We start from the raw sequence: 18,327 nt of genomic DNA, 5'->3' as shown, positions 1-18,327 counted from the left end.
GAAAGCGGGTGTTTGAGATGGAACCGAGAAGCATGAGTACGATTCGAATGAAGAAGATGAAGGCTGACGGCGTACCGATCTCGATGATTACGGCATACGACTATCCTTCGGCGAAGCTTGCGGAGGAAGCGGGTGTAGACGTTATCCTGGTCGGCGATTCGCTGGGCAACGTCGTACAGGGCCAGCAATCGACATTGCCGGTTACGCTGGATGAAATGATTTATCATACGAAGCTGGTGACGCGAGCCATCTCCGCACCGTTTGTCGTTGCCGACATGCCGTTTATGACGTATCACGGCTCCTTGGACCAATCGCTTCACAATATCGGCCGTCTTATGCGCGAAGGGCTGTGCAAGGCGGTCAAGATGGAGGGCGGCGTCGAAATCGCCCATACGGTTCAGGCCAGCGTTCAAGCAGGCGTTCCGGTTATGGGGCATATCGGTCTGACGCCTCAGTCGGTATATCAAATCGGCGGCTATAGGGTGCAAGGGAAAAACAACGAACAGGCGCGGAAATTAATCGATGACGCCAAGGTGCTGGAGCAGGCCGGAGCGTTCGCGATCGTGTTGGAGCTCGTAACCGACGAACTGGCCGAGCAAATTACGAAGCAGCTGTCGATACCGACGATCGGGATCGGCGCCGGGCCGCACTGCGACGGTCAAGTGCTGGTGTTCCACGATTTGCTGCAGTACGCTTCGCCCGTCATTCCCAAAAAGTTCGTTAAAGCTTACGCCAACATTGGAGACTCTATTCGTAACGGCATCGCCGAATACGTCAAAGAAGTGAAAAACCGCAGCTTTCCGTCGCAGGAGCATGCGTTTCATGCCGAGCTTGAAGCGGCCGGACCTTTATACGGCGGCAAGTCTGAAGGCTGATCGAAGCTAAAGCGACGACCGATAAGGAGAATAGCGCAAATGGAGTCCATAGCGACAATAAGCGGGATGCGTTCCAGACTGAAGGAAGCCCGCCGCGAAATCGAAAAAACGAAGCCATTCTCGACGGTCGGCTTCATGCCTACCCTCGGCTATATGCACGAAGGACATATGAGCTTGATCCGGCAAGCGCGGAAGGAATGCGACATCGTCGTCGTCAGTATTTTCGTAAACCCGCTGCAATTCGGGCAAAATGAAGATTTCGATAAATATCCGCGGGATCCGGAGCGCGATTTGAAGCTGGCCGCGGAAGCCGGGGCGGACTTCGTATTCGTACCGGGTGTCAAGGAAATGTATCCGGCTCCGACCAAGACGACGGTAGTCGTGAAACAAATTACGGACGTCATGTGCGGAGCTTCGCGCCCCGGGCATTTCGAAGGCGTTGCGACCGTCGTGACGAAATTGTTCCAAATCGTACAGCCGGACCGTGCTTATTTCGGCATGAAGGACGCCCAGCAGGTAGCCGTGATCGAGCAGTTCACGGCCGATCTGAATATGCCGGTCCACATCGTTCGCTGCGAGACGCTGCGTGAGCCGGACGGACTTGCGATGAGCTCGCGCAATGTGTACTTGAACGAAGAAGAGCGGAAGCAGGCGCTGGTGCTTTCCGAAGCGCTCGGGAAAGTGCAGGGCTGGGCCGATCAACCCGGAATGACGATAGAACGGCTGGAGCGGAATATTCGCGATACGATCGAGGCCGCGCCGCTTACGCGAATCGATTACGTCGAGATCCGTACGTATCCGGGTCTTGAGCCGGTCACTTCGATGGACCAATGGAACGGGACGGAGCCGGTGCTGGTCGCACTGGCCGTCAAGTTCGGCGCAACCCGTCTGATCGACAACCGCATCTTTTCTTGAAGGAGGGGAACTTCATGTTTTTGACGATGATGAAATCCAAAATACATCGCGCCACCGTCACGGAGGCGAACTTGAATTATGTAGGCAGCATCACGATCGACGAAGATTTAATGGATTTGGTTGAACTTTTACCTAATGAAAAAGTCCAGGTTGTAGATAATAACAATGGGGCTCGGCTCGAAACGTACGTCATACCCGGTCCGCGGGGCTCCGGTGTCATCTGCTTGAACGGCGCGGCGGCACGCCTCGTTCATCCCGGAGATACGGTCATCATTATTTCATATGCGCTGATGACGCGCGAGGAGGCCAAGTCGTACAAACCGCGAATCGCCATCATGGGGGCCGACAATAAAGTGATCGACACGCTGAATGTCGAGACCCACTCCACGATCATGTAACGTACCGCGATTTCTCAGCTAAGGTGGGATCAGGTCATGTTGAAACAGTTGTTCGCTACGATGAACGACACGTTGGATGAAGTGATACAGCAATATCCGACAGCCGACGATAAGGGAAAGCAGGATCTGCACAAAAAGCTGGAAGTATTAAAATCGATGAGCGACTCGTTTATCGAGCAGTGGCTCCATTTTGAAGAAAAGCTGTCCCACGTGCTGCAGACGGTCCCGGGCAATAGCTGGAACGATATACCGGAGAACATGCCGGAGGCGCCGCCGGAAATGAATGCCGCATCCGAGACGTTCAGGAAAGGACAAGGCTATTTCCAGCTGCTCATGTTCGAGAATGCGAACAAGGAGTTCGAGAAAGTGATCGAGCTGCAGCCCGATTATTTGCTCGCCCGGTTATACTTGGCGATGGGGCAAATGCGTATCGGCAACGATGTGGAAGCTTACCGGCATTTCCGGTTCATAACTTCTTTGTCCGAGCATGCGCAAATGAAAGCAATTTCCTATAATGCCATGGGATGCATTCAAGCGAAAAATGCGAATATGGAACAGGCCCAACAGCTGTTCAAGCTTGCCTATTCGGCCGACCCGTCTTGTGTCGAACCGATGATCAACATGGGTATTTGCCTATCGCAGCACAGTGGAATGAAGCAATCGGGTCCCGGATTTATTCATTGATCGTCGTACTTTTCTTTATAAAGCTGTCCCGGCTCGCATTTATCGAATGTGCCAGGACGGCTTTTTTGTTTTTGAACTTTGGAAGCTCCCGGGGGGAATTTAAAATCTTTCCTTCCCTTTTCGCTTTCGAATTTGGTATGCTAAAGAGTGAATCGCGAAGAAGGGATTGAAAAAAAGCCCGATGAGATATGCAGTACTTGATTTGGAAACGACGGGAGACCAACCTTCGGATGATATCATACAGGTTGGTCTTGTTCTTATAGAAGACGGAGTCATTAGCCGGCGGTATGCCTCCTTCGTTAAGCCGAGCAAGCCTATCCCGGAATTTATCGTACAGCTCACCGGAATTACCGACGAGATGGTGGCGGACTCGCCCGAGGTAGAGGACGTGCTGGCGGATATGCTGCCTCTGCTCGCCGACAGCGCCTTGGTAGCGCACAATGCGGGATTCGATCATATGTTTTTGCGCTATGCCTGCGAGAAAAGCGGATATTTGCCGTTCGACGGCCGAGTGCTCGATACGATTCCCGTATTGCGCATTTTGTTCCCGGCATTGACGAGCCTGCAGCTGTCGATGGTCAGCGCGGCGTTCGGCTTGGAGCACGACCGGCCCCATCAGGCGGATAGCGACGCGGAAGTGACCGCTCTGATTTGGCTGAAATGTTTGGAGAAGTTCGATACGCTGCCGCTGTTGACCGTACAGAAGCTCGCGCAGCTGTTCGAGACCGATCCGGGCGATACCGGTTGGTTTTTCCAGGAGATGCGGATCCGCAAAGAGACGAGCGTCAGCATTGATCCGGACGGGAACCGGTATTTCCGCCAATACGTGCTGAACGTCGGAGATTGGGACGAGGAGAAGCCGGCGAGGGAAGAAGACGAGCAGGCGGATATTGGCAAAGGCGATACGTTCGAGCCGTTCTACGAGCGGATTAAAGGAAACTTGCGCAACAAGTTCGAACGGTTCGAGGAGCGCGAAGCGCAGGAGCAAATGATTCACGAGGTCGAGAAGTCGTTCGGCGCCGGACGGCACTTGATGGTCGAAGCCGGAACGGGAACGGGCAAATCGCTCGCTTATTTGATTCCGTCGCTGTATTATGGCATCAAGGAAAACAAGAAAGTGATCGTCAGCACGCATACGATCAACCTGCAGGAGCAATTGCGCGGCCGGGACATCCCGCTGCTGCACGATATTTTTCCGGTGCCGTTCCGTGCCGCGGTGCTCAAAGGCCGCAGCCATTATTTATGCCTGCGCAAGTTCGAGCAGAAGCTGTACAACCGCGACTTCGCGAGCGAGAAGGATGACCGGATCAGTGCCGCGCAAATGGTCGTATGGCTAAGCGAGACGAAGCACGGGGATGACGAGGAGCTGTTTTTTGCGAATCGGGGTGCGGAGTTTTGGCAGACGGTCGCAAGCGATACGGACTCGTGTCTCAACCGGATGTGCCCTTGGTTCAAAAAATGTTTCTATCACCGCGCCCGTCACGAGGCTAACATTGCCGACGTCGTCATTACGAACCATTCGCTCTTGTTCACCGATATCCAGGCGGAAAACCGGCTGCTGCCGGCCTACAAGCAGCTCGTCATCGACGAAGCGCACCACTTCGAGGAAGTAGCCAGCAAACATCTGGGGATGGATCTGCATTACGGCTCGCTGCTCAATACGCTGTTGTGGCTGTACAAGGATGCCAGAAACGGACAGCTGCCTTCGCTTCAATTCAGGCTGGAGCGGGGGACGGAAGAAAAGGCGACGGAATGGAACGCCTCGATCGAGTCGGTTTACCCCCGGTTAGTCCGCATCAAGGAGGAATGGGATAAGCTGACGGAGCTTCTGTTCCTGCTCGTTTCCGAACGCAATGACGCTGCAGGAAGCGAGAGCGGCCAGTACGTAATGCGGCTGAAGCCCGAGACGCTTCCGAAATCGTGGAGCACGCTGCAGGTGATCGAAGAAAATATTTATCTCGAAGCGACCGAGGTCGCCAAGAAGCTCGATAAGCTCGTCTCCGAGCTGAAGGAAGGAACCGACGAGTTTTCGACAAGCAGTGTGCTGACGGATTTGTCCGGCTCCGTGAAACAGCTGGTGCGTCATCGGGACGTGCTGCGGTTTTTTATGCGCATGCAGGATAACGACTACGTCTTTTGGCTCGAAGCGTCTCCTTATTACAAAAGTAAATCGGTTCAACTGTTCGCCGTCCCTCTGGACGTCAGCCACTTATTGAAGCAGCATTTCTTCGACGCGAAGGATAGCGTCGTGCTCACTTCGGCAACGCTGACCGTGAACAAATCGTTTCAATATAGCGCATCCCAGGTAGGGCTCGAGCCGCTGTCCGACGAGCGGAAGGTGAAGACCGTTCAGCTCCCGTCACCGTTTCAATACCGGCAGCAGGCTCTCGTCTTAATCCCTCGGGATTTTCCGAGCGTCAAGGGCGCGACGGCGGATGCCGCATTTCTTGAAGCGCTAGTCGGCTCGTTAGCCGATGTCGCCGTAGAAACGAAGGGCAGAATGCTCATTCTGTTCACTTCCCACCGGATGCTCAAGCAAATTCATCCCGAGCTGAAGGAACGGCTCAAGCCGCATGCGATCCAGGTGCTCGGACAAGGCGTTGACAGCGGGAACCGGAGCAAGCTGATCCGCATGTTCCGTTCGCACTCGGCGAGCGTTCTGCTCGGGACGAGCAGCTTCTGGGAAGGAGTGGACATCCCCGGCGAAGCGCTGACCTGTCTCGCGATCGTCAGGCTGCCGTTCCAGCCGCCGAATCATCCGCTTGTGGAAGCGAAGAGCGAACAGATCAAGAAAAGCAATCAAAATCCGTTTACCGCGCTTTCTGTGCCTCAAGCGGTTATCCGTTTCAAGCAAGGCTTCGGACGACTCGTACGGACGGCTCAAGACCGCGGCGTCGTTATTATATACGATACGCGTGTATTGGAGACGTCATATGGCCGCAATTTCTTGTATTCGCTGCCCGGTCCCAAAATCGAGCATATGAGCACGCAGCATCTGGTATCGAGAATTTCAGCTTGGATGGGAGAGGAGAACGGATGAAGACGCCTAAAATATCGGAGGCGGTCGTTCGCCGGCTTCCGGTGTACCTCCGTTATTTGAACGAGCTTAGCAGACGCAACGTATTAATGGTTTCGTCCCAGGATTTGGGCCAGAAGCTGGACTTGAATCCGGCGCAAATCCGCAAAGATTTGGCTTATTTCGGAGAATTCGGCAAAAAAGGAATCGGCTACGACGTTGCCTATTTGATCGAGAAAATCAGGCAGATCTTGAAGCTGGACCAGCTTTTGCCCGTCGCTTTGGTCGGAGCGGGCAATCTGGGCCGTGCTCTGTGCAACTACAATGCTTACTTGAAGGACAATATGAAGATTGTAGCCGTCTTCGACAGCTCCCCGGACAAAATCGGGCTGCAATTGAACAATTTGACCGTGCTCCCGATGGCGGCGCTTGGCGATTCGATTAAGGAGCATAAAGTACGGATCGGCATCATTACGGTGCCGGCGTTCGAAGCGCAGGTCGTCGCCAATCAATTCGTCGAGGCCGGCGTCGAGGCGATCCTCAACTTCGCTCCGGTCATCATCAAGGTGCCGAACGATATTCGGGTGCACCATGCCGATTTTACGACGGAACTGATGAGTTTGGCTTATTATTTGGATCATTGACGGAACGCAAAACAAAGCGGTCTGCCGGACTCGGCAGGCCGCTTTGTTTATGCAGGAAACAAAAAAAGCGAGGAGCATCCCCGCTTCGCAATCGTCAAAACAGAGAGAAAAACAGCTTGTACAATACGAAGGCAAGAACCATGCTGATCGGAATCGTGATGAGCCAGGTCATGATCATCCGGCCGACCGTAGCCCACTTCACGTCTTTAAACCGGATTACGCTGCCCGTCCCGATAATAGCCGACGTAATAACGTGAGTCGTCGACAGCGGTTGTCCAAGCGCCGTCGAAGTCTGAATGACGATGGAAGAAGTCAGATCGGACGCGAAGCCGTTAACCGGCTCGATTTTCATTATTTTTTTGCTGACCGTCTTTATAATTTTCCAGCCGCCGATCGAAGTTCCGAGTCCCATTGCGGTAGCGGCAGATATTTTAACCCAGAGCGGCACATCCAGGCTCGTATGATAGCCTCCGGCAACCAAGCCGAACACGATAATGCCCATCGCCTTCTGTGCGTCGTTGCCCCCGTGGCTGAACGACAGCAGACCGGCGGATAGGATCTGGAACGTCCGGAACATCCGGTTCAGCTTCGATCGAGATTTGTTTCCACTGAAAAGAATAATATATTTCAGCAAAAGCATGATGAGAAATCCCATGGCGAAAGCGATAATCGGCGACAATATCAAAATATAAACGATTTTCAGAAAGCCCGACATGTGCAGCGAATCGATTCCGGCTCCCGCGATAACCGCACCTGCGAGTGCCCCGATCAGCGTATGAGAGGATGACGAGGGGATGCCGTAGTACCAGGTTAGCAAATTCCAGACGATAGCTGCGACCAGAGCGGCAATAACGACTTGGAGGCCATTATCGATTTCCGCGGGGTTGGCGATGCTGCCGCCGACCGTTTTGGCGACCTCGGAAGATAACATGGCGCCCACGAAATTCAATCCCGCCGCGTACAATACCGCGAAACGCGGAGACATGGCCCTCGTCGAGATGGAAGTGGCGATTGCGTTGGCCGTATCGTGGAAGCCGTTGATGAAGTCGAACAGCAACGCCAGTACGACGATGAAAATGATCAAAGTTAACATGATTTTCTCCTAACGCTTGGATTCATAAACGTTGCGCATCCCGAAACACGTCTGAGCACTTATGCGTAACGCAGTACGACGCTTTCCAAAATATCCGCGACGTCCTCACAGCTGTCTGTCGTCTGCTCCAGCCGCTCGTACAGCTCCTTCAGCTTGAAATCGTGATAAGGATCGGTCGGATGGGTGAAAATTTCGCGAATGCCTTCGCGCATAAGCCGGTCGCCTTCGTTTTCCAAACTGTTGATTTGTACGGTATGCTCCTGAATCTGCATATATTTCTTCTTCGAGAGCAGCTTGAATGCGGACAGCAGATGCTCGCAGGAGGATACAAGCACTTCGGAGAAATCCTTCATATATTGGTTCGTAAAGGTGATATTCAAATAGTCGAACCGGGCGATCGATGCTTCGATTCCGTCGAGCACGTCGTCAAGCCGGACGGCAAGCTCCATGATATCTTCGCGGTCCAGCGGCGTAATGAACACTTTGTTCAAGCCTTTAAAAATTTCGTGGGTAAACGAATCGCCTCTGTTCTCGATTTCTTTCAGCGCGTCGAAGTAGGTTGCCGGCGGCTTGTCGCCCATCATCGCCTCGCGGAACATGTGTGCACCCTTCAATGTGTTCTCCGCGCCTTGAATGAGCAGATTCAGGAAATCGATCTCGCCCTTTTTATTGAAAATCATCAAGCATAAAACCCCCAATGTCCGAATGGATGAAATCACTAATTTACACAAAATTAAAATTATCATATCGGGATAGGGAAAAGCAAACGGGTTTTGTCGAACTTTCGCCGATTTTGCTTCATCTAACATGGTTAGGCTTGATTTTGCCTAAGTGAAAAGGTACATTGGAAGACGGACGTACTGATTCGAACTTATTCGAAAGGTTGATAGCGATGGCAAAAACGTTAATCCGGGACGGCACGTTCGTTACCGTCACCGATGAATTCCCGATCGTGCGGGGAAGTATGGTCATAGAAAACGATAAGATCGTATACATAGGAGAGAAAGCTCCGGACGGAGCCGAACCGTTCGATACGATCATCGACGGCAGAGGGAAGCTCTATATGCCGGGTCTCGTCAATACGCATTGTCATGCCGCCATGTCGCTGCTTCGCGGATACGGGGATGATATGGCGCTGCAGGTTTGGCTCGAAGAGAAGATGTGGCCGAACGAAGCGAAATTTACCGGCGAGGACGTCCGCTGGGGGACGCTGTTGTCGATATTGGAAATGATCAAGGGCGGAACGACCAGCTTCGTCGATATGTACGATCATATGGATGAAGTGGCGCAAGCGGTGGAACTGTCCGGCATGCGGGGATGTTTGACCCGGGGCGTAATCGGACTATGTCCGCCGGACGTGCAGGACCATAAGCTGCGCGAAGCGGTTCAGTTCGCCAAAGACTGGCACGGCAAAGCGGACGGCCGGATTACGGCGATGATGTCGCCGCATGCCCCTTACACGTGTCCTCCCGATTATATCGAGAAAATCGTTCAGGCAGCCCATGATCTGGACTTGCCGCTGCATACGCATATGTCCGAGACGCTGCACGAAGTGCTGGAGAACGAGAAGCAGTACGGCTTGCGTCCCGTCGACCATTTGGCCAAGCTGGGCCTCTTCTCCCGTCCGAGCATCGTCGCTCATGCCGTTCATCTGACCGACGCGGAAATCGAGACGCTGCGCGCCCATGACGTGCGGGTATCGCATAATCCGGGCAGCAATCTGAAGCTGGCGAGCGGCGTGGCGCGCGTACCGGATCTGCTCAAGGCGGGCGTGCTCGTCTCCCTCGGAACGGACAGCTCGGCAAGCAACAACAATTTGGACATGTTTGAAGAAATGCGGCTTGCCGCTCTTATCCATAAGGGTGTATCGGGCGATCCGGTAGCGGTGCCGGCGAAGGAAGCATTAAAACTGGGCACGGTAAACGGCGCCAAATCGATTTGGCTCGACAAGGTCGGAACGCTGTCGCCCGGCATGAAAGCGGACTTTATCGCGCTCGACATCGACCAAGCGCACTTTTTGCCGAAGAGCGATTATATTTCCCATATCGTATATTCCGCCTCGGCCAAAGACGTCACGGACGTATTCGTGGACGGAAAGCAGATCGTAAGAGGCGGCGAATGCTTGACGCTTGACGAAGAGCGGATCAAGTTCGAAGCGCAGCGCCGGTTCGAGCTGCTGACGAACTGAAGCGGAATTAGGAAGGAAGGAGAAAACGACTGTGGCGAAAAAAATGACGTACAGCGCAATCCTATTGCTCGTGCTGATCACGGTCGCGCTCGTTTTTTTCTACCGGACGATTCATGGCGAGGAATGGGCGAGACGCGAGGCCGCGGCAAATTCCGTAACCGAGCATACGTATGGGGCGACGGTCGATCGGGTGGAAAGCTTCGTCGGCGAGAAGCCGTACATGATCGTATTCGGAAAGGATTCCGCCGGCAAAGAGGCGATATTCTGGGTGGACGGGACGAACGTGCACATGGAGTACGCTAGCGCGGGAATCGCGGAATCGGACGTGCGTCAAAAAGTATTGGAGCTAAACGGGGATAACGAAATCGTTCGCGTGCTGCCGGGTGTCCTGAACGGCACCTACGTGTGGGAAGTGTTCTACAAGCGCACGGAGGATGACGGAACCCGACATTATTACGGCTACTACCGCTTCGATAACGGCGCGGAGATCGATACTTGGCGGCTGAGTAAGCGAAAATGAGTGCAAAAGGGCCGGTTCCGGGAAGCAGTTCCCGGGATCAGCCCTTTTTTTTCTTCAAGATTAGCGCTGGCGCACTTTACGAAGGACGTTGATGACAAACAGAACGACCGACGCGATCACGAGCAAGCCGCCGATCGCCGCTGTCGGAATCCCGACTCCTTTATTGTCGTGAGCGAACATGAACATGCTGATCACAAGAAGCGGCAAGCCGATATTGTGGAGCCAGAACTGGACGCCCGCGAGCTTCGTCTTGCCCGCATCCGGGTACACCGTATAAATAACGCCGATAATCGCCAAAGACGCCCAACCGAGCAAGTTGATATGTGCGTGCGCGGACGTATATCTGAACGCCTCCGCGATCCCCATAGCAAGCCCCATGACGACTCCGATCAAGAAGTAAATGACCGATACTTGAATAAAGCGAGCTCCCATATCGTTTTCCTTCTCCTCCTTCAAGAAGATGTATGCATTCGACAATAGTATGTATGACATTATCCCTATTCGTTGCAAACGCCTTCAATTCCTTTTGTCCCCAAAAAAATAGTTTAATGCGACATTCATCGCGCTCCGATTGCGGTTTCCACACATTGCATCACAAATCGGTATATCAACTATGATATACTCTTTGTATAGCAGTTCGAGAATCAAACTAAATTTGCTTAAGAAAGGGGGACGTCGCGTGAAGTTGCGTCTCTTACCTGTTTTAACGAGCGTTATTGTGTCTTCGGCCGTTTTGTTCGGAGGTTGGTTTCTATATGACAGCTTGGCGATGGAAAATCCTCTTTCGCGGATCGTGCAGGAGCAGCCGGGCATCGAGCAGTCTATAATCAATGTCGGCAGCGATACGGTGTCGATTGAAGTAACTCCTAAGTCCGACGCGAATCTTCGTGAAATATATAATTCGATTGTGGAAAAAGGCAGTTCGATAATCGGCAATAAGCAGGTTGAATTGGTCGTAAAGGACACGAGCACGCCGGAGCTGGACCGTTGGTGGTCGGATGCTTTGTTCGACGTGGCGGAAGCGATGGAAGGCAAGCACTATACGGCGATTCCGGCCGCTCTGGAGGCGAAGAAGGCTGCATTTCCGGGACTTCAAGTAAGCACGGAAATGGACGATCAGTACGTTTATGTGCATCTGACCGATGGAACGCATCACAAATACAAGCTGCTTCCCCGCAAAGCACAGCGGATAGGAGTGTGGCCTAATGAGTAAAATAAGCAAAGAAGTGCTGATCGGATTCGTGCCGGTCCTGCTTGCGTTTCTTATTTTTATGGGCGTAAATGTGATCCCGCTTGTACTTGCAGGGGTCATTCTTTTCTCCTTATTGTATGTAACGCGTATGCGGGACAACCTGGGAGTCGCTTCCTCCGAGAGGAAAGGAAAAAGCCGGACGCCTTCTTATTTGACATTCGACGATATCGGCGGTCAGGACCGAGCCAAGAATGAATTGAAAGAAGCGTTGGATTTCCTGATCCGTCATGAAGAAATCCGTAAATTCGGAATAAGGCCGCTGAAAGGCATTCTGCTCACAGGGCCTCCGGGAACGGGGAAAACCTTGATGGCGAAAGCCGCGGCACATTACACGAATTCGGTCTTCGTATCGGCTTCGGGCAGCGAATTCGTGGAGATGTACGTCGGTGTCGGCGCAAGCCGCGTCCGCGATCTGTTCAAGGAAGCCCGCAGCCGGGCGGCCAAGGAAGGGAAGGACAGCGCGATCATTTTCATCGACGAGATCGATGTCGTCGGCGGGAAGCGGGAAGGCGGGCAGCACCGCGAGTACGATCAGACGTTGAACCAGCTGCTGACCGAGATGGACGGCATTCATACAGCCGATACGCCGCGCATTTTGATGGTGGCCGCGACAAACCGGAAAGAAATGCTGGACAGCGCTTTGCTGCGCCCGGGACGGTTCGACCGGCATATCCAGGTCGATTTGCCGGACAAGAAAGGCCGTATGCATATTTTGCAAATTCATGCCAAAAACAAACCGGTTTCGACCGAAGCCAGCATGGATCGGGTGGCCGGGGAAACGTTCGGCTTCTCCGGCGCCCAGCTCGAGAGCGTCATGAACGAAGCGGCGATCTATGCCATGAGAGATGACAATCCGGAAATCGACCAGAAGCATTTCTCCCTTGCTATCGATAAAGTGATGATGGGCGAGAAAACGGACCGGGAATCGACGATGGAAGAGCGCAAGCGCGTCGCACTGCATGAGCTCGGGCACGCCATCGCGGCGGAAATGGTCAAGCCGGGTTCCGTATCCATGGTGTCGCTAAGTCCGCGCGGACAGGCGCTCGGATATGTCCGTCACAATCCGCAGCAGGATCAATATTTGTACACGCGCACCGAGCTGGAGCAGCAAATCATGATCGCGCTCGGCGGAGCCGTCGCCGAAGAAATATTCTACGGCGGACGGAGCACCGGCTCGCGGAACGATTTCGAGCAGGCGCTGCATCTCGTGAGGACGATGATGGATTCCGGATTGACCGGTCTAGGCATCATCGATCGGCAGATGGTGACGCAGGAAGAACTGATGAAAGAAAACTCGGCTATTCTCGACACGCTGCATCAAGCGACCCGCGATATGCTGGAGCATTACCGATTCGTATTCGAGCAATCGCTGGACATCTTGATCCGGGAGGAACAGCTGCCCGGGGATTCGTTCCGGGCGCTGCTTGCCGAGGCGAAGGCGGGCAAAACTTCGGCTTGATCCGTCGATTGGAGCCAAAACAAAAACGAAAACAAACTTCAGCCAGTAGCTGAGGTTTGTTTTCGTTTCGTCTGGTTTTACTAGCATTTGCGGACTTTTTGTGTCTGTGGGTGAAATATTTCGCCTTTAGGTGTATCATCGATGTATAGGATTCAGTCATCGAAGGTTTGTCCGGAAGGAGATTCAAGCGTGCAAATTACAAAAATCGGCGTCGTCGGCGCCGGGACGATGGGACAAGGAATCGCGGAAATGCTGGCGGCGAGGGGAATCGATGTGCTGCTGCTGGAGAAAAGCCAGGAGAAGCTGGAGCACGCGTGGAGATGCATAGAGCTTAGCTTGTTGAAGCAATTGGAGAAATGGGCGATAACAGAAGCGGAGAAGAAGCTGATTCTGGGCAAAATTCATAAGACGTTCGCCATCGAGCAATTGGCCTCGTGCGAGATGATTATCGAGACCGTGTCCGAGGATCTGGACATCAAGAAAGAAGTATTCGGGAGGCTTGACGCCATATGCCCGGACGTCATCATTGCAAGCAATACGTCCACGCTCAGCTTGACCGAGCTTGCGGGGGAAACGGCCCGTCCGGAGCGGGTCATAGGGCTGCACTTCACTTATCCCGCCGGCAAAAGCCCGCTTGTCGAGATCGTGCGCGGCTTGAAGACGTCGAATGAAACGTATGAGACCGTCCGCAGCTTCGTCGAGCAGACGATTCGCAGAAAAGGCATCATGGTCTACGAGTCTCCCGGATTCGTCACGACCAGACTCATTTGTACGTTAATCAACGAAGCGATGCACACGCTTTCGGAAGGGGTCGCTTCCGCCGAAGATATCGATACCGCGATGAGAGTCGGCTACGATTTCCGCTACGGCCCGCTCGAGATGGCCGACAGGTTCGGTCTCGATGCGGTGCTGGCCGCGATGGAACGGATGTTCCGGGAATACGGGGATTTGAAATATCGGCCGTCGTTCATGCTGAAGCAGATGGTGCGGGCCGGCCATCTCGGGGTCAAGACGGGTACGGGATTTTTCGAATATGACGAGGACGGTGACCGGCTGTGAACGTGCTTGTGATCAATGCGGGCAGCTCTTCGGTCAAATACCAGCTGTTCGACATGACGAACGAGACGGTGCTTGCGAGAGGGAAAGTCGAACGGATCGGCATGGAGACGGCGATGCTGACGCATGAGCCTGCCGGCAAGCTGGAAATACGCGAAGTCAGCGAAATATTGGACCATACGACGGCCATCCGCAAAGTGCTGCGAATATTGACCGACCCAAAGGAAGGCGTTCTTGTTTCCTTGGAAGATGTGCATGCGGTAGGTCATCGCGTTGTGCATGGAGGGGAATCGTTCTCCGGTTCCGTACTTATCGACGAAGGCGTCAAACAGGAGATCAAACGGCTGTTCGACCTGGCTCCTCTGCATAATCCCGGGGCGCTCACGGGCATTCTAGCCGTTGAAGCAAACCTGCCGCATATTACGCAGGTAGCGGCGTTCGATACGGCGTTTCACCAGACGATGCCCGCGGTTTCTTTCCGGTATCCGATTCCGAACGTGTTCTACAAGAAGCATCGCGTCCGGCGATACGGTTTCCACGGCACGTCCCACCAGTACGTAAGCGGTCGGGTGGCGGAGCTGTGCGGACGGCCGCTGGACCAGATGAAGATGATCACCTGTCATATCGGGAACGGCGCCAGCGTCACGGCCATTATGAACGGCCATTCATTCGATACGAGCATGGGGATGACTCCGCTCGAGGGTCTCATGATGGGCACCAGAAGCGGCGACATCGATCCCGCCATCGTACCGTTCGCCATGGACAAGGAAGATTTGTCGCTGAACGAAGTGAACTCGATGCTGAACAAGCACAGCGGTTTGTTTGCCGTATCGGGAGGCATGGGAGACATGCGCGAAATTATCGAGGCGGCGCAAGAAGGAGACCGCAACGCGAAGCTCGCGTTCGACATGTACGAGTACAGGCTGAGAAAATATATCGGCGCTTACGCCGCGGCGATGAACGGCTTCGACGCGCTCGTATTTACGGCGGGAGTCGGAGAGAACAGCTCCTTGCTGCGCAAGTCGGTTTGCGATCAGCTGAGCTTTCTCGGCATCAAGCTGGATGACGAAGCGAACGAGAAGAAATCCGGCGGCGACCGAATCATTTCTACCCCCGATTCGCGCATCGAAGTTTGGGTCATCCCGACCAACGAAGAGCTGATGATTGCGAGAGATACGTTCCGGGAAGCAGTGAACAAGACGCTGCAGCCGTCGACGTAAATAGGATAGGATTGGGAACATAAGGAGGAATGAAGATGGAGCTAAGCACGATACGGGAAGTGAGCCGTCATGCCGGGAAGCCGGTTCGAATCGGCTGCTGGCTGCACCACAAACGATCGAGCGGTAAAATCCAGTTTCTGCAGCTGCGCGACGGCACCGGCTTCATTCAGGGCGTTGTTGTGAAAAGCGAGGTTCCGGACGAAGTGTGGGAAGCCGCTTCCAAGCTTACGCAAGAAAGCTCGCTCTATGTGACAGGCATGGTCCGGGAGGATGCGCGAAGCCAGAGCGGATTCGAGCTGAGCGTCACCGGCGTGGAAGTGATCCAGCTGGCGGTCGATTACCCGATTACGCCGAAGGAGCACGGCGTCGATTTCCTGATGGACCACCGCCATCTGTGGCTGCGGGCGCCGCGTCAGCGGGCGATCATGGTCGTGCGGGCGCAAATCATCCGCGCCATTCAGCAGTTTTTTGACGATAACGGGTTTTACCTTGTAGATCCTCCGATCTTGACGCCATCGTCCTGTGAAGGTACGACGAATTTGTTCCATACGAAATATTTCGATGAAGACGCGTATTTGACCCAAAGCGGTCAATTGTATATGGAAGCGGCTGCTATGGCGCTCGGCAAAGTCTATTCGTTCGGCCCGACGTTCCGTGCGGAGAAATCGAAAACGCGCCGTCATTTGATCGAGTTTTGGATGATCGAGCCGGAAATGGCGTTTGTCGATCATGAGCAAAATCTGGTCGTGCAGGAGCGTTTCGTCTCCCATATCGTTCAATCCGTCGTGGCGAATTGCCGGAAGGAGCTGGAGACGCTCGGCCGGGACATTTCCAAGCTGGAGCCCATTCAAGCGCCGTTTCCCCGAATCACATATGACGAAGCGATTCGCCGGCTGAAACAGAACGGGCACGAGATCGAGTGGGGCGAAGATTTCGGAGCGCCGCACGAGACGGAGATCGCTCAGCAATTCGATAAACCGGTCTTCATTACGCATTATCCGGCTTCGTTCAAAGCGTTCTATATGAAGCCGGACCCGAACCGCCCGGAAGTCGTGCTTTGCGCCGATATGATCGCGCCGGAAGGCTACGGGGAAATTATCGGGGGAAGCCAAAGAATCGACGATCCGGATTTGATGCAGGAACGTTTCAAGGAACACGAGCTGGCCGAGGATGCTTATCGCTGGTATTTGGACCTGCGGAAGTACGGCACCGTTCCTCATTCCGGGTTCGGACTCGGGCTGGAGCGTACCGTCGCCTGGATATGCGGGCTTGAACACGTGAGGGAGACGATTCCATTCCCGCGCCTGTTGTACCGGTTATATCCTTAATGGGGAGGAGGCGTTCGTTTGGCGAAAGGGGAAGACCGTAAACAGATCGAACGGGGAATGGCGGCGGCCATGCAGGCGGGCGGCGTCTCGATTCCGGTCATGCTGCTTAGACTGTACAAAAGAATGAAGCTGTCCGACACGGAAGCGATGCTGCTCATTCAGTTAATGGCTTACAAAGACAAAGAGGGCAAAGATTTTCCGACCTTGGAGGAGCTGCAAGGACGCATGTCGGCCCAGCCGGATACCGTCATCAAGGCGCTGCAGCGCCTGCTGAAGGATCAAGTACTGCAGATCGACGAAGAGATCGACCCGCAGACCGGGATACTGAGCGAGTCCTATAACCTTACTCCGATGTACCGCAAATTGGCGGACGCGTGGACCGAGGAAGCCCGGGAAGGGAGAGGCTCGGCCTCTCCGGCCTCCAAGGCGGCGCCTGCCAAGACGGAAGCGGCCGATATATTTACCGTATTCGAGAAAGAGTTTGCCCGTCCTTTGACTCCGATGGAGTGCGAGACGGTATCCCAGTGGCTCGACCGGGACCGCTATCCGGAAGAACTGATCTTGTTCGCGCTTAAAGAAGCGGTGTTTGCCGGTGTCATCCATTTCCGTTATATCGACCGGATCTTGCTGGAGTGGAACCGTAACCGCGTTCAGACGCCCGAGCAGGCGAGAGAATATACGCAAAAATTCAGAGGAGGCCGATAAGCGGCCTCTTTCTTTTTTTAGTCAGCACCCGGTATCGGATAAAAGAGGAGCGTTCTGCTAAATCTAAAGCATACATCTGACATCTGCCGTTAACAAGCTGGAGGACCTGCCATGAGCCATCAGTCGAAAGGGGATCTTCCCCGGAAGTACCTTTCCCATATCAGTTCCTACAATATGACCTATTTGCATTTACGGCATCCGCTGACCGTCGCTTGGTGGGCCGCGGCTTTCCCGGGATTCGGACATTTGCTGATCGGCAGGTATCTGAAAGGGTACTTCCTGCTTATATGGGAAGTCGTAATCAACTGGTTCTCCAAATTAAATGAAGCGATGGTGTACTCCTTTACAGGTCAATTCGATCTGGCCCGCCAAGTGCTGGATAAACGATGGGTGCTGCTTTACATTGCCGTTTACATTTATTCCATATGGGACAGCTACAGGCTTACAGTCGATACGAACAAAATCGTGAAGCTGGGGCGTTATGCCCAATCTCCGATCCAGTCGTTCTTTATCGGGCCGTTCTCGGTTAATTTCCTCGACAAACGAAGTCCGCAGCTTGCCATATTCTGGTCTGTGCTCATGCCGGGACTCGGTCACCTGTACCTGCATCTGATTCCGACGGGATTTTTATTGCTGTGCATGACGATCATGCAGGTGGTCATGTCGCATTTCCTCGAAGCTTTCTATTTAACGATGATCGGTTCGTTTCGGGAGGCCGTCGCCGTGCTCGATATCGAATGGACGCTTTTTCTGCCGTCCATCTACGGGTTCTCGATATATGATTCCTACGTCATCGCAGTGGAGTACAACGAACTATTCCGCAAGGAACAGTCCCAATATTTACGGAATGAATATCAATCCGACTCGTTCGATATGCCGCTATGATTAGTACAAAGTCAGAGCAATATTTTGTGTAATCCAATCCGTACGAGGATTCGTCCTAAGCAAAAATTCCAACTTTGAAGAGTACCATG

Annotated in this window: 18 protein-coding genes; 15 read left to right on the top strand and 3 right to left on the bottom strand. The window is 53.7% G+C overall.

The window, feature by feature from the left end:
• Window positions 1-32: 32 nt before the first annotated feature.
• From panB to FE783_RS05470, 6 genes are all read left to right on the top strand, one after another.
• On the top strand, window positions 33-875 hold the full coding sequence (gene panB, locus FE783_RS05495) for a 3-methyl-2-oxobutanoate hydroxymethyltransferase (RefSeq protein ID WP_238402887.1): 843 nt from the start codon (window positions 33-35) through the stop codon (window positions 873-875).
• 39 nt (window positions 876-914) lie between these two features.
• The gene (gene panC, locus FE783_RS05490; protein ID WP_138878346.1) at window positions 915-1,790 is read left to right on the top strand and encodes a pantoate--beta-alanine ligase; all 876 of its coding nucleotides are present in this window, start codon (window positions 915-917) and stop codon (window positions 1,788-1,790) included.
• Between the two features lie 14 nt (window positions 1,791-1,804).
• Window positions 1,805-2,188, top strand: coding sequence for an aspartate 1-decarboxylase (gene panD / locus FE783_RS05485; protein ID WP_138878345.1), 384 nt, complete (start codon window positions 1,805-1,807; stop codon window positions 2,186-2,188).
• Between the two features lie 36 nt (window positions 2,189-2,224).
• Window positions 2,225-2,872 carry a tetratricopeptide repeat protein gene (locus FE783_RS05480; protein ID WP_138878344.1) on the top strand — a complete coding sequence of 216 codons (648 nt, stop codon included), beginning with the start codon at window positions 2,225-2,227 and terminating at the stop codon, window positions 2,870-2,872.
• A gap of 181 nt (window positions 2,873-3,053) precedes the next feature.
• On the top strand, window positions 3,054-5,912 hold the full coding sequence (gene dinG / locus FE783_RS05475; protein ID WP_138878343.1) for an ATP-dependent DNA helicase DinG: 2,859 nt from the start codon (window positions 3,054-3,056) through the stop codon (window positions 5,910-5,912).
• Entirely contained in the window at window positions 5,909-6,532 is a 624-nt protein-coding gene (locus FE783_RS05470; RefSeq protein WP_138878342.1) for a redox-sensing transcriptional repressor Rex, read from the top strand. The genes dinG and FE783_RS05470 overlap by 4 nt, the downstream gene beginning before the upstream one ends.
• 94 nt (window positions 6,533-6,626) lie before the next feature.
• Here FE783_RS05470 and FE783_RS05465 read toward each other — a convergent pair whose 3' ends face one another.
• Together FE783_RS05465 and FE783_RS05460 are read right to left on the bottom strand one after the other, a co-directional pair.
• Window positions 6,627-7,625: an inorganic phosphate transporter gene (locus FE783_RS05465; RefSeq protein WP_138878341.1), complete on the bottom strand. Its 999-nt coding sequence runs from the start codon at window positions 7,623-7,625 to the stop codon at window positions 6,627-6,629.
• Window positions 7,626-7,684: 59 nt separating this feature from the next.
• The gene (locus tag FE783_RS05460; RefSeq protein WP_138878340.1) at window positions 7,685-8,305 is read right to left on the bottom strand and encodes a DUF47 domain-containing protein; all 621 of its coding nucleotides are present in this window, start codon (window positions 8,303-8,305) and stop codon (window positions 7,685-7,687) included.
• A 212-nt stretch (window positions 8,306-8,517) separates the two neighbouring features.
• On the opposite strand from FE783_RS05460, the gene FE783_RS05455 reads away from it, so the two are divergent.
• Both FE783_RS05455 and FE783_RS05450 read left to right on the top strand, forming a co-directional pair.
• Window positions 8,518-9,813 carry an amidohydrolase gene (locus tag FE783_RS05455; protein ID WP_138878339.1) on the top strand — a complete coding sequence of 432 codons (1,296 nt, stop codon included), beginning with the start codon at window positions 8,518-8,520 and terminating at the stop codon, window positions 9,811-9,813.
• Between the two features lie 31 nt (window positions 9,814-9,844).
• Window positions 9,845-10,333 carry a cell wall elongation regulator TseB-like domain-containing protein gene (locus FE783_RS05450; protein ID WP_138878338.1) on the top strand — a complete coding sequence of 163 codons (489 nt, stop codon included), beginning with the start codon at window positions 9,845-9,847 and terminating at the stop codon, window positions 10,331-10,333.
• A gap of 60 nt (window positions 10,334-10,393) precedes the next feature.
• Here the strand turns inward: FE783_RS05450 and FE783_RS05445 are convergent, their stop codons facing one another.
• Window positions 10,394-10,765 carry a cbb3-type cytochrome c oxidase subunit I gene (locus tag FE783_RS05445; protein WP_138878337.1) on the bottom strand — a complete coding sequence of 124 codons (372 nt, stop codon included), beginning with the start codon at window positions 10,763-10,765 and terminating at the stop codon, window positions 10,394-10,396.
• A gap of 247 nt (window positions 10,766-11,012) precedes the next feature.
• Between FE783_RS05445 and FE783_RS05440 the strand changes: the two genes are divergently transcribed.
• The 7 genes from FE783_RS05440 (at window position 11,013) to FE783_RS05410 (ending at window position 18,238) form a co-directional block, all read left to right on the top strand.
• Entirely contained in the window at window positions 11,013-11,546 is a 534-nt protein-coding gene (locus FE783_RS05440) for a hypothetical protein (protein WP_138878336.1), read from the top strand.
• Window positions 11,539-13,044 (top strand): AAA family ATPase, encoded by a 1,506-nt coding sequence (locus tag FE783_RS05435; RefSeq protein WP_138878335.1) that lies wholly within the window; start codon window positions 11,539-11,541, stop codon window positions 13,042-13,044. The genes FE783_RS05440 and FE783_RS05435 overlap by 8 nt, the downstream gene beginning before the upstream one ends.
• Before the next feature lie 189 nt (window positions 13,045-13,233).
• On the top strand, window positions 13,234-14,103 hold the full coding sequence (locus FE783_RS05430) for a 3-hydroxyacyl-CoA dehydrogenase family protein (protein ID WP_138878334.1): 870 nt from the start codon (window positions 13,234-13,236) through the stop codon (window positions 14,101-14,103).
• On the top strand, window positions 14,100-15,320 hold the full coding sequence (locus FE783_RS05425) for an acetate/propionate family kinase (protein ID WP_138878333.1): 1,221 nt from the start codon (window positions 14,100-14,102) through the stop codon (window positions 15,318-15,320). Before FE783_RS05430 ends, FE783_RS05425 begins: the two co-directional genes overlap by 4 nt.
• A 29-nt stretch (window positions 15,321-15,349) precedes the next feature.
• Complete coding sequence (gene asnS, locus FE783_RS05420) at window positions 15,350-16,648, top strand: asparagine--tRNA ligase (protein ID WP_138878332.1); 1,299 nt, start codon at window positions 15,350-15,352, stop codon at window positions 16,646-16,648.
• An 18-nt stretch (window positions 16,649-16,666) separates the two neighbouring features.
• Window positions 16,667-17,353 carry a DnaD domain protein gene (locus tag FE783_RS05415; RefSeq protein WP_338015766.1) on the top strand — a complete coding sequence of 229 codons (687 nt, stop codon included), beginning with the start codon at window positions 16,667-16,669 and terminating at the stop codon, window positions 17,351-17,353.
• Window positions 17,354-17,464: 111 nt separating this feature from the next.
• A complete protein-coding gene (locus FE783_RS05410; protein ID WP_138878331.1) occupies window positions 17,465-18,238 on the top strand; it encodes a hypothetical protein in 774 nt (257 codons plus the stop codon).
• Window positions 18,239-18,327 lie beyond the last annotated feature (89 nt).

It is taken from the genome of Paenibacillus mesophilus (genome assembly GCF_005938385.1).
Taxonomy (GTDB): Bacteria; Bacillota; Bacilli; order Paenibacillales; family NBRC-103111; genus Paenibacillus_AB; species Paenibacillus_AB mesophilus.
Note: the sequence above shows the minus strand (reverse complement) of the source record. Positions and strands in the feature narration are given on the sequence as shown.

What these genes read in the sequence shown, in the direction of transcription:
- FE783_RS05445 (WP_138878337.1), bottom strand. Translation starts at nt 10,765, where the DNA reads ATGGGAGCTCGCTTTATTCAAGTATCGGTCATTTACTTCTTGATCGGA.
- panD (WP_138878345.1), top strand. Translation starts at nt 1,805, where the DNA reads ATGTTTTTGACGATGATGAAATCCAAAATACATCGCGCCACCGTCACG.
- FE783_RS05480 (WP_138878344.1), top strand. Translation starts at nt 2,225, where the DNA reads ATGTTGAAACAGTTGTTCGCTACGATGAACGACACGTTGGATGAAGTG.
- FE783_RS05470 (WP_138878342.1), top strand. Translation starts at nt 5,909, where the DNA reads ATGAAGACGCCTAAAATATCGGAGGCGGTCGTTCGCCGGCTTCCGGTG.
- FE783_RS05455 (WP_138878339.1), top strand. Translation starts at nt 8,518, where the DNA reads ATGGCAAAAACGTTAATCCGGGACGGCACGTTCGTTACCGTCACCGAT.
- panC (WP_138878346.1), top strand. Translation starts at nt 915, where the DNA reads ATGGAGTCCATAGCGACAATAAGCGGGATGCGTTCCAGACTGAAGGAA.
- FE783_RS05410 (WP_138878331.1), top strand. Translation starts at nt 17,465, where the DNA reads ATGAGCCATCAGTCGAAAGGGGATCTTCCCCGGAAGTACCTTTCCCAT.
- panB (WP_238402887.1), top strand. Translation starts at nt 33, where the DNA reads ATGAGTACGATTCGAATGAAGAAGATGAAGGCTGACGGCGTACCGATC.
- asnS (WP_138878332.1), top strand. Translation starts at nt 15,350, where the DNA reads ATGAAGATGGAGCTAAGCACGATACGGGAAGTGAGCCGTCATGCCGGG.
- FE783_RS05460 (WP_138878340.1), bottom strand. Translation starts at nt 8,305, where the DNA reads ATGATTTTCAATAAAAAGGGCGAGATCGATTTCCTGAATCTGCTCATT.
- dinG (WP_138878343.1), top strand. Translation starts at nt 3,054, where the DNA reads ATGAGATATGCAGTACTTGATTTGGAAACGACGGGAGACCAACCTTCG.
- FE783_RS05435 (WP_138878335.1), top strand. Translation starts at nt 11,539, where the DNA reads ATGAGTAAAATAAGCAAAGAAGTGCTGATCGGATTCGTGCCGGTCCTG.
- FE783_RS05465 (WP_138878341.1), bottom strand. Translation starts at nt 7,625, where the DNA reads ATGTTAACTTTGATCATTTTCATCGTCGTACTGGCGTTGCTGTTCGAC.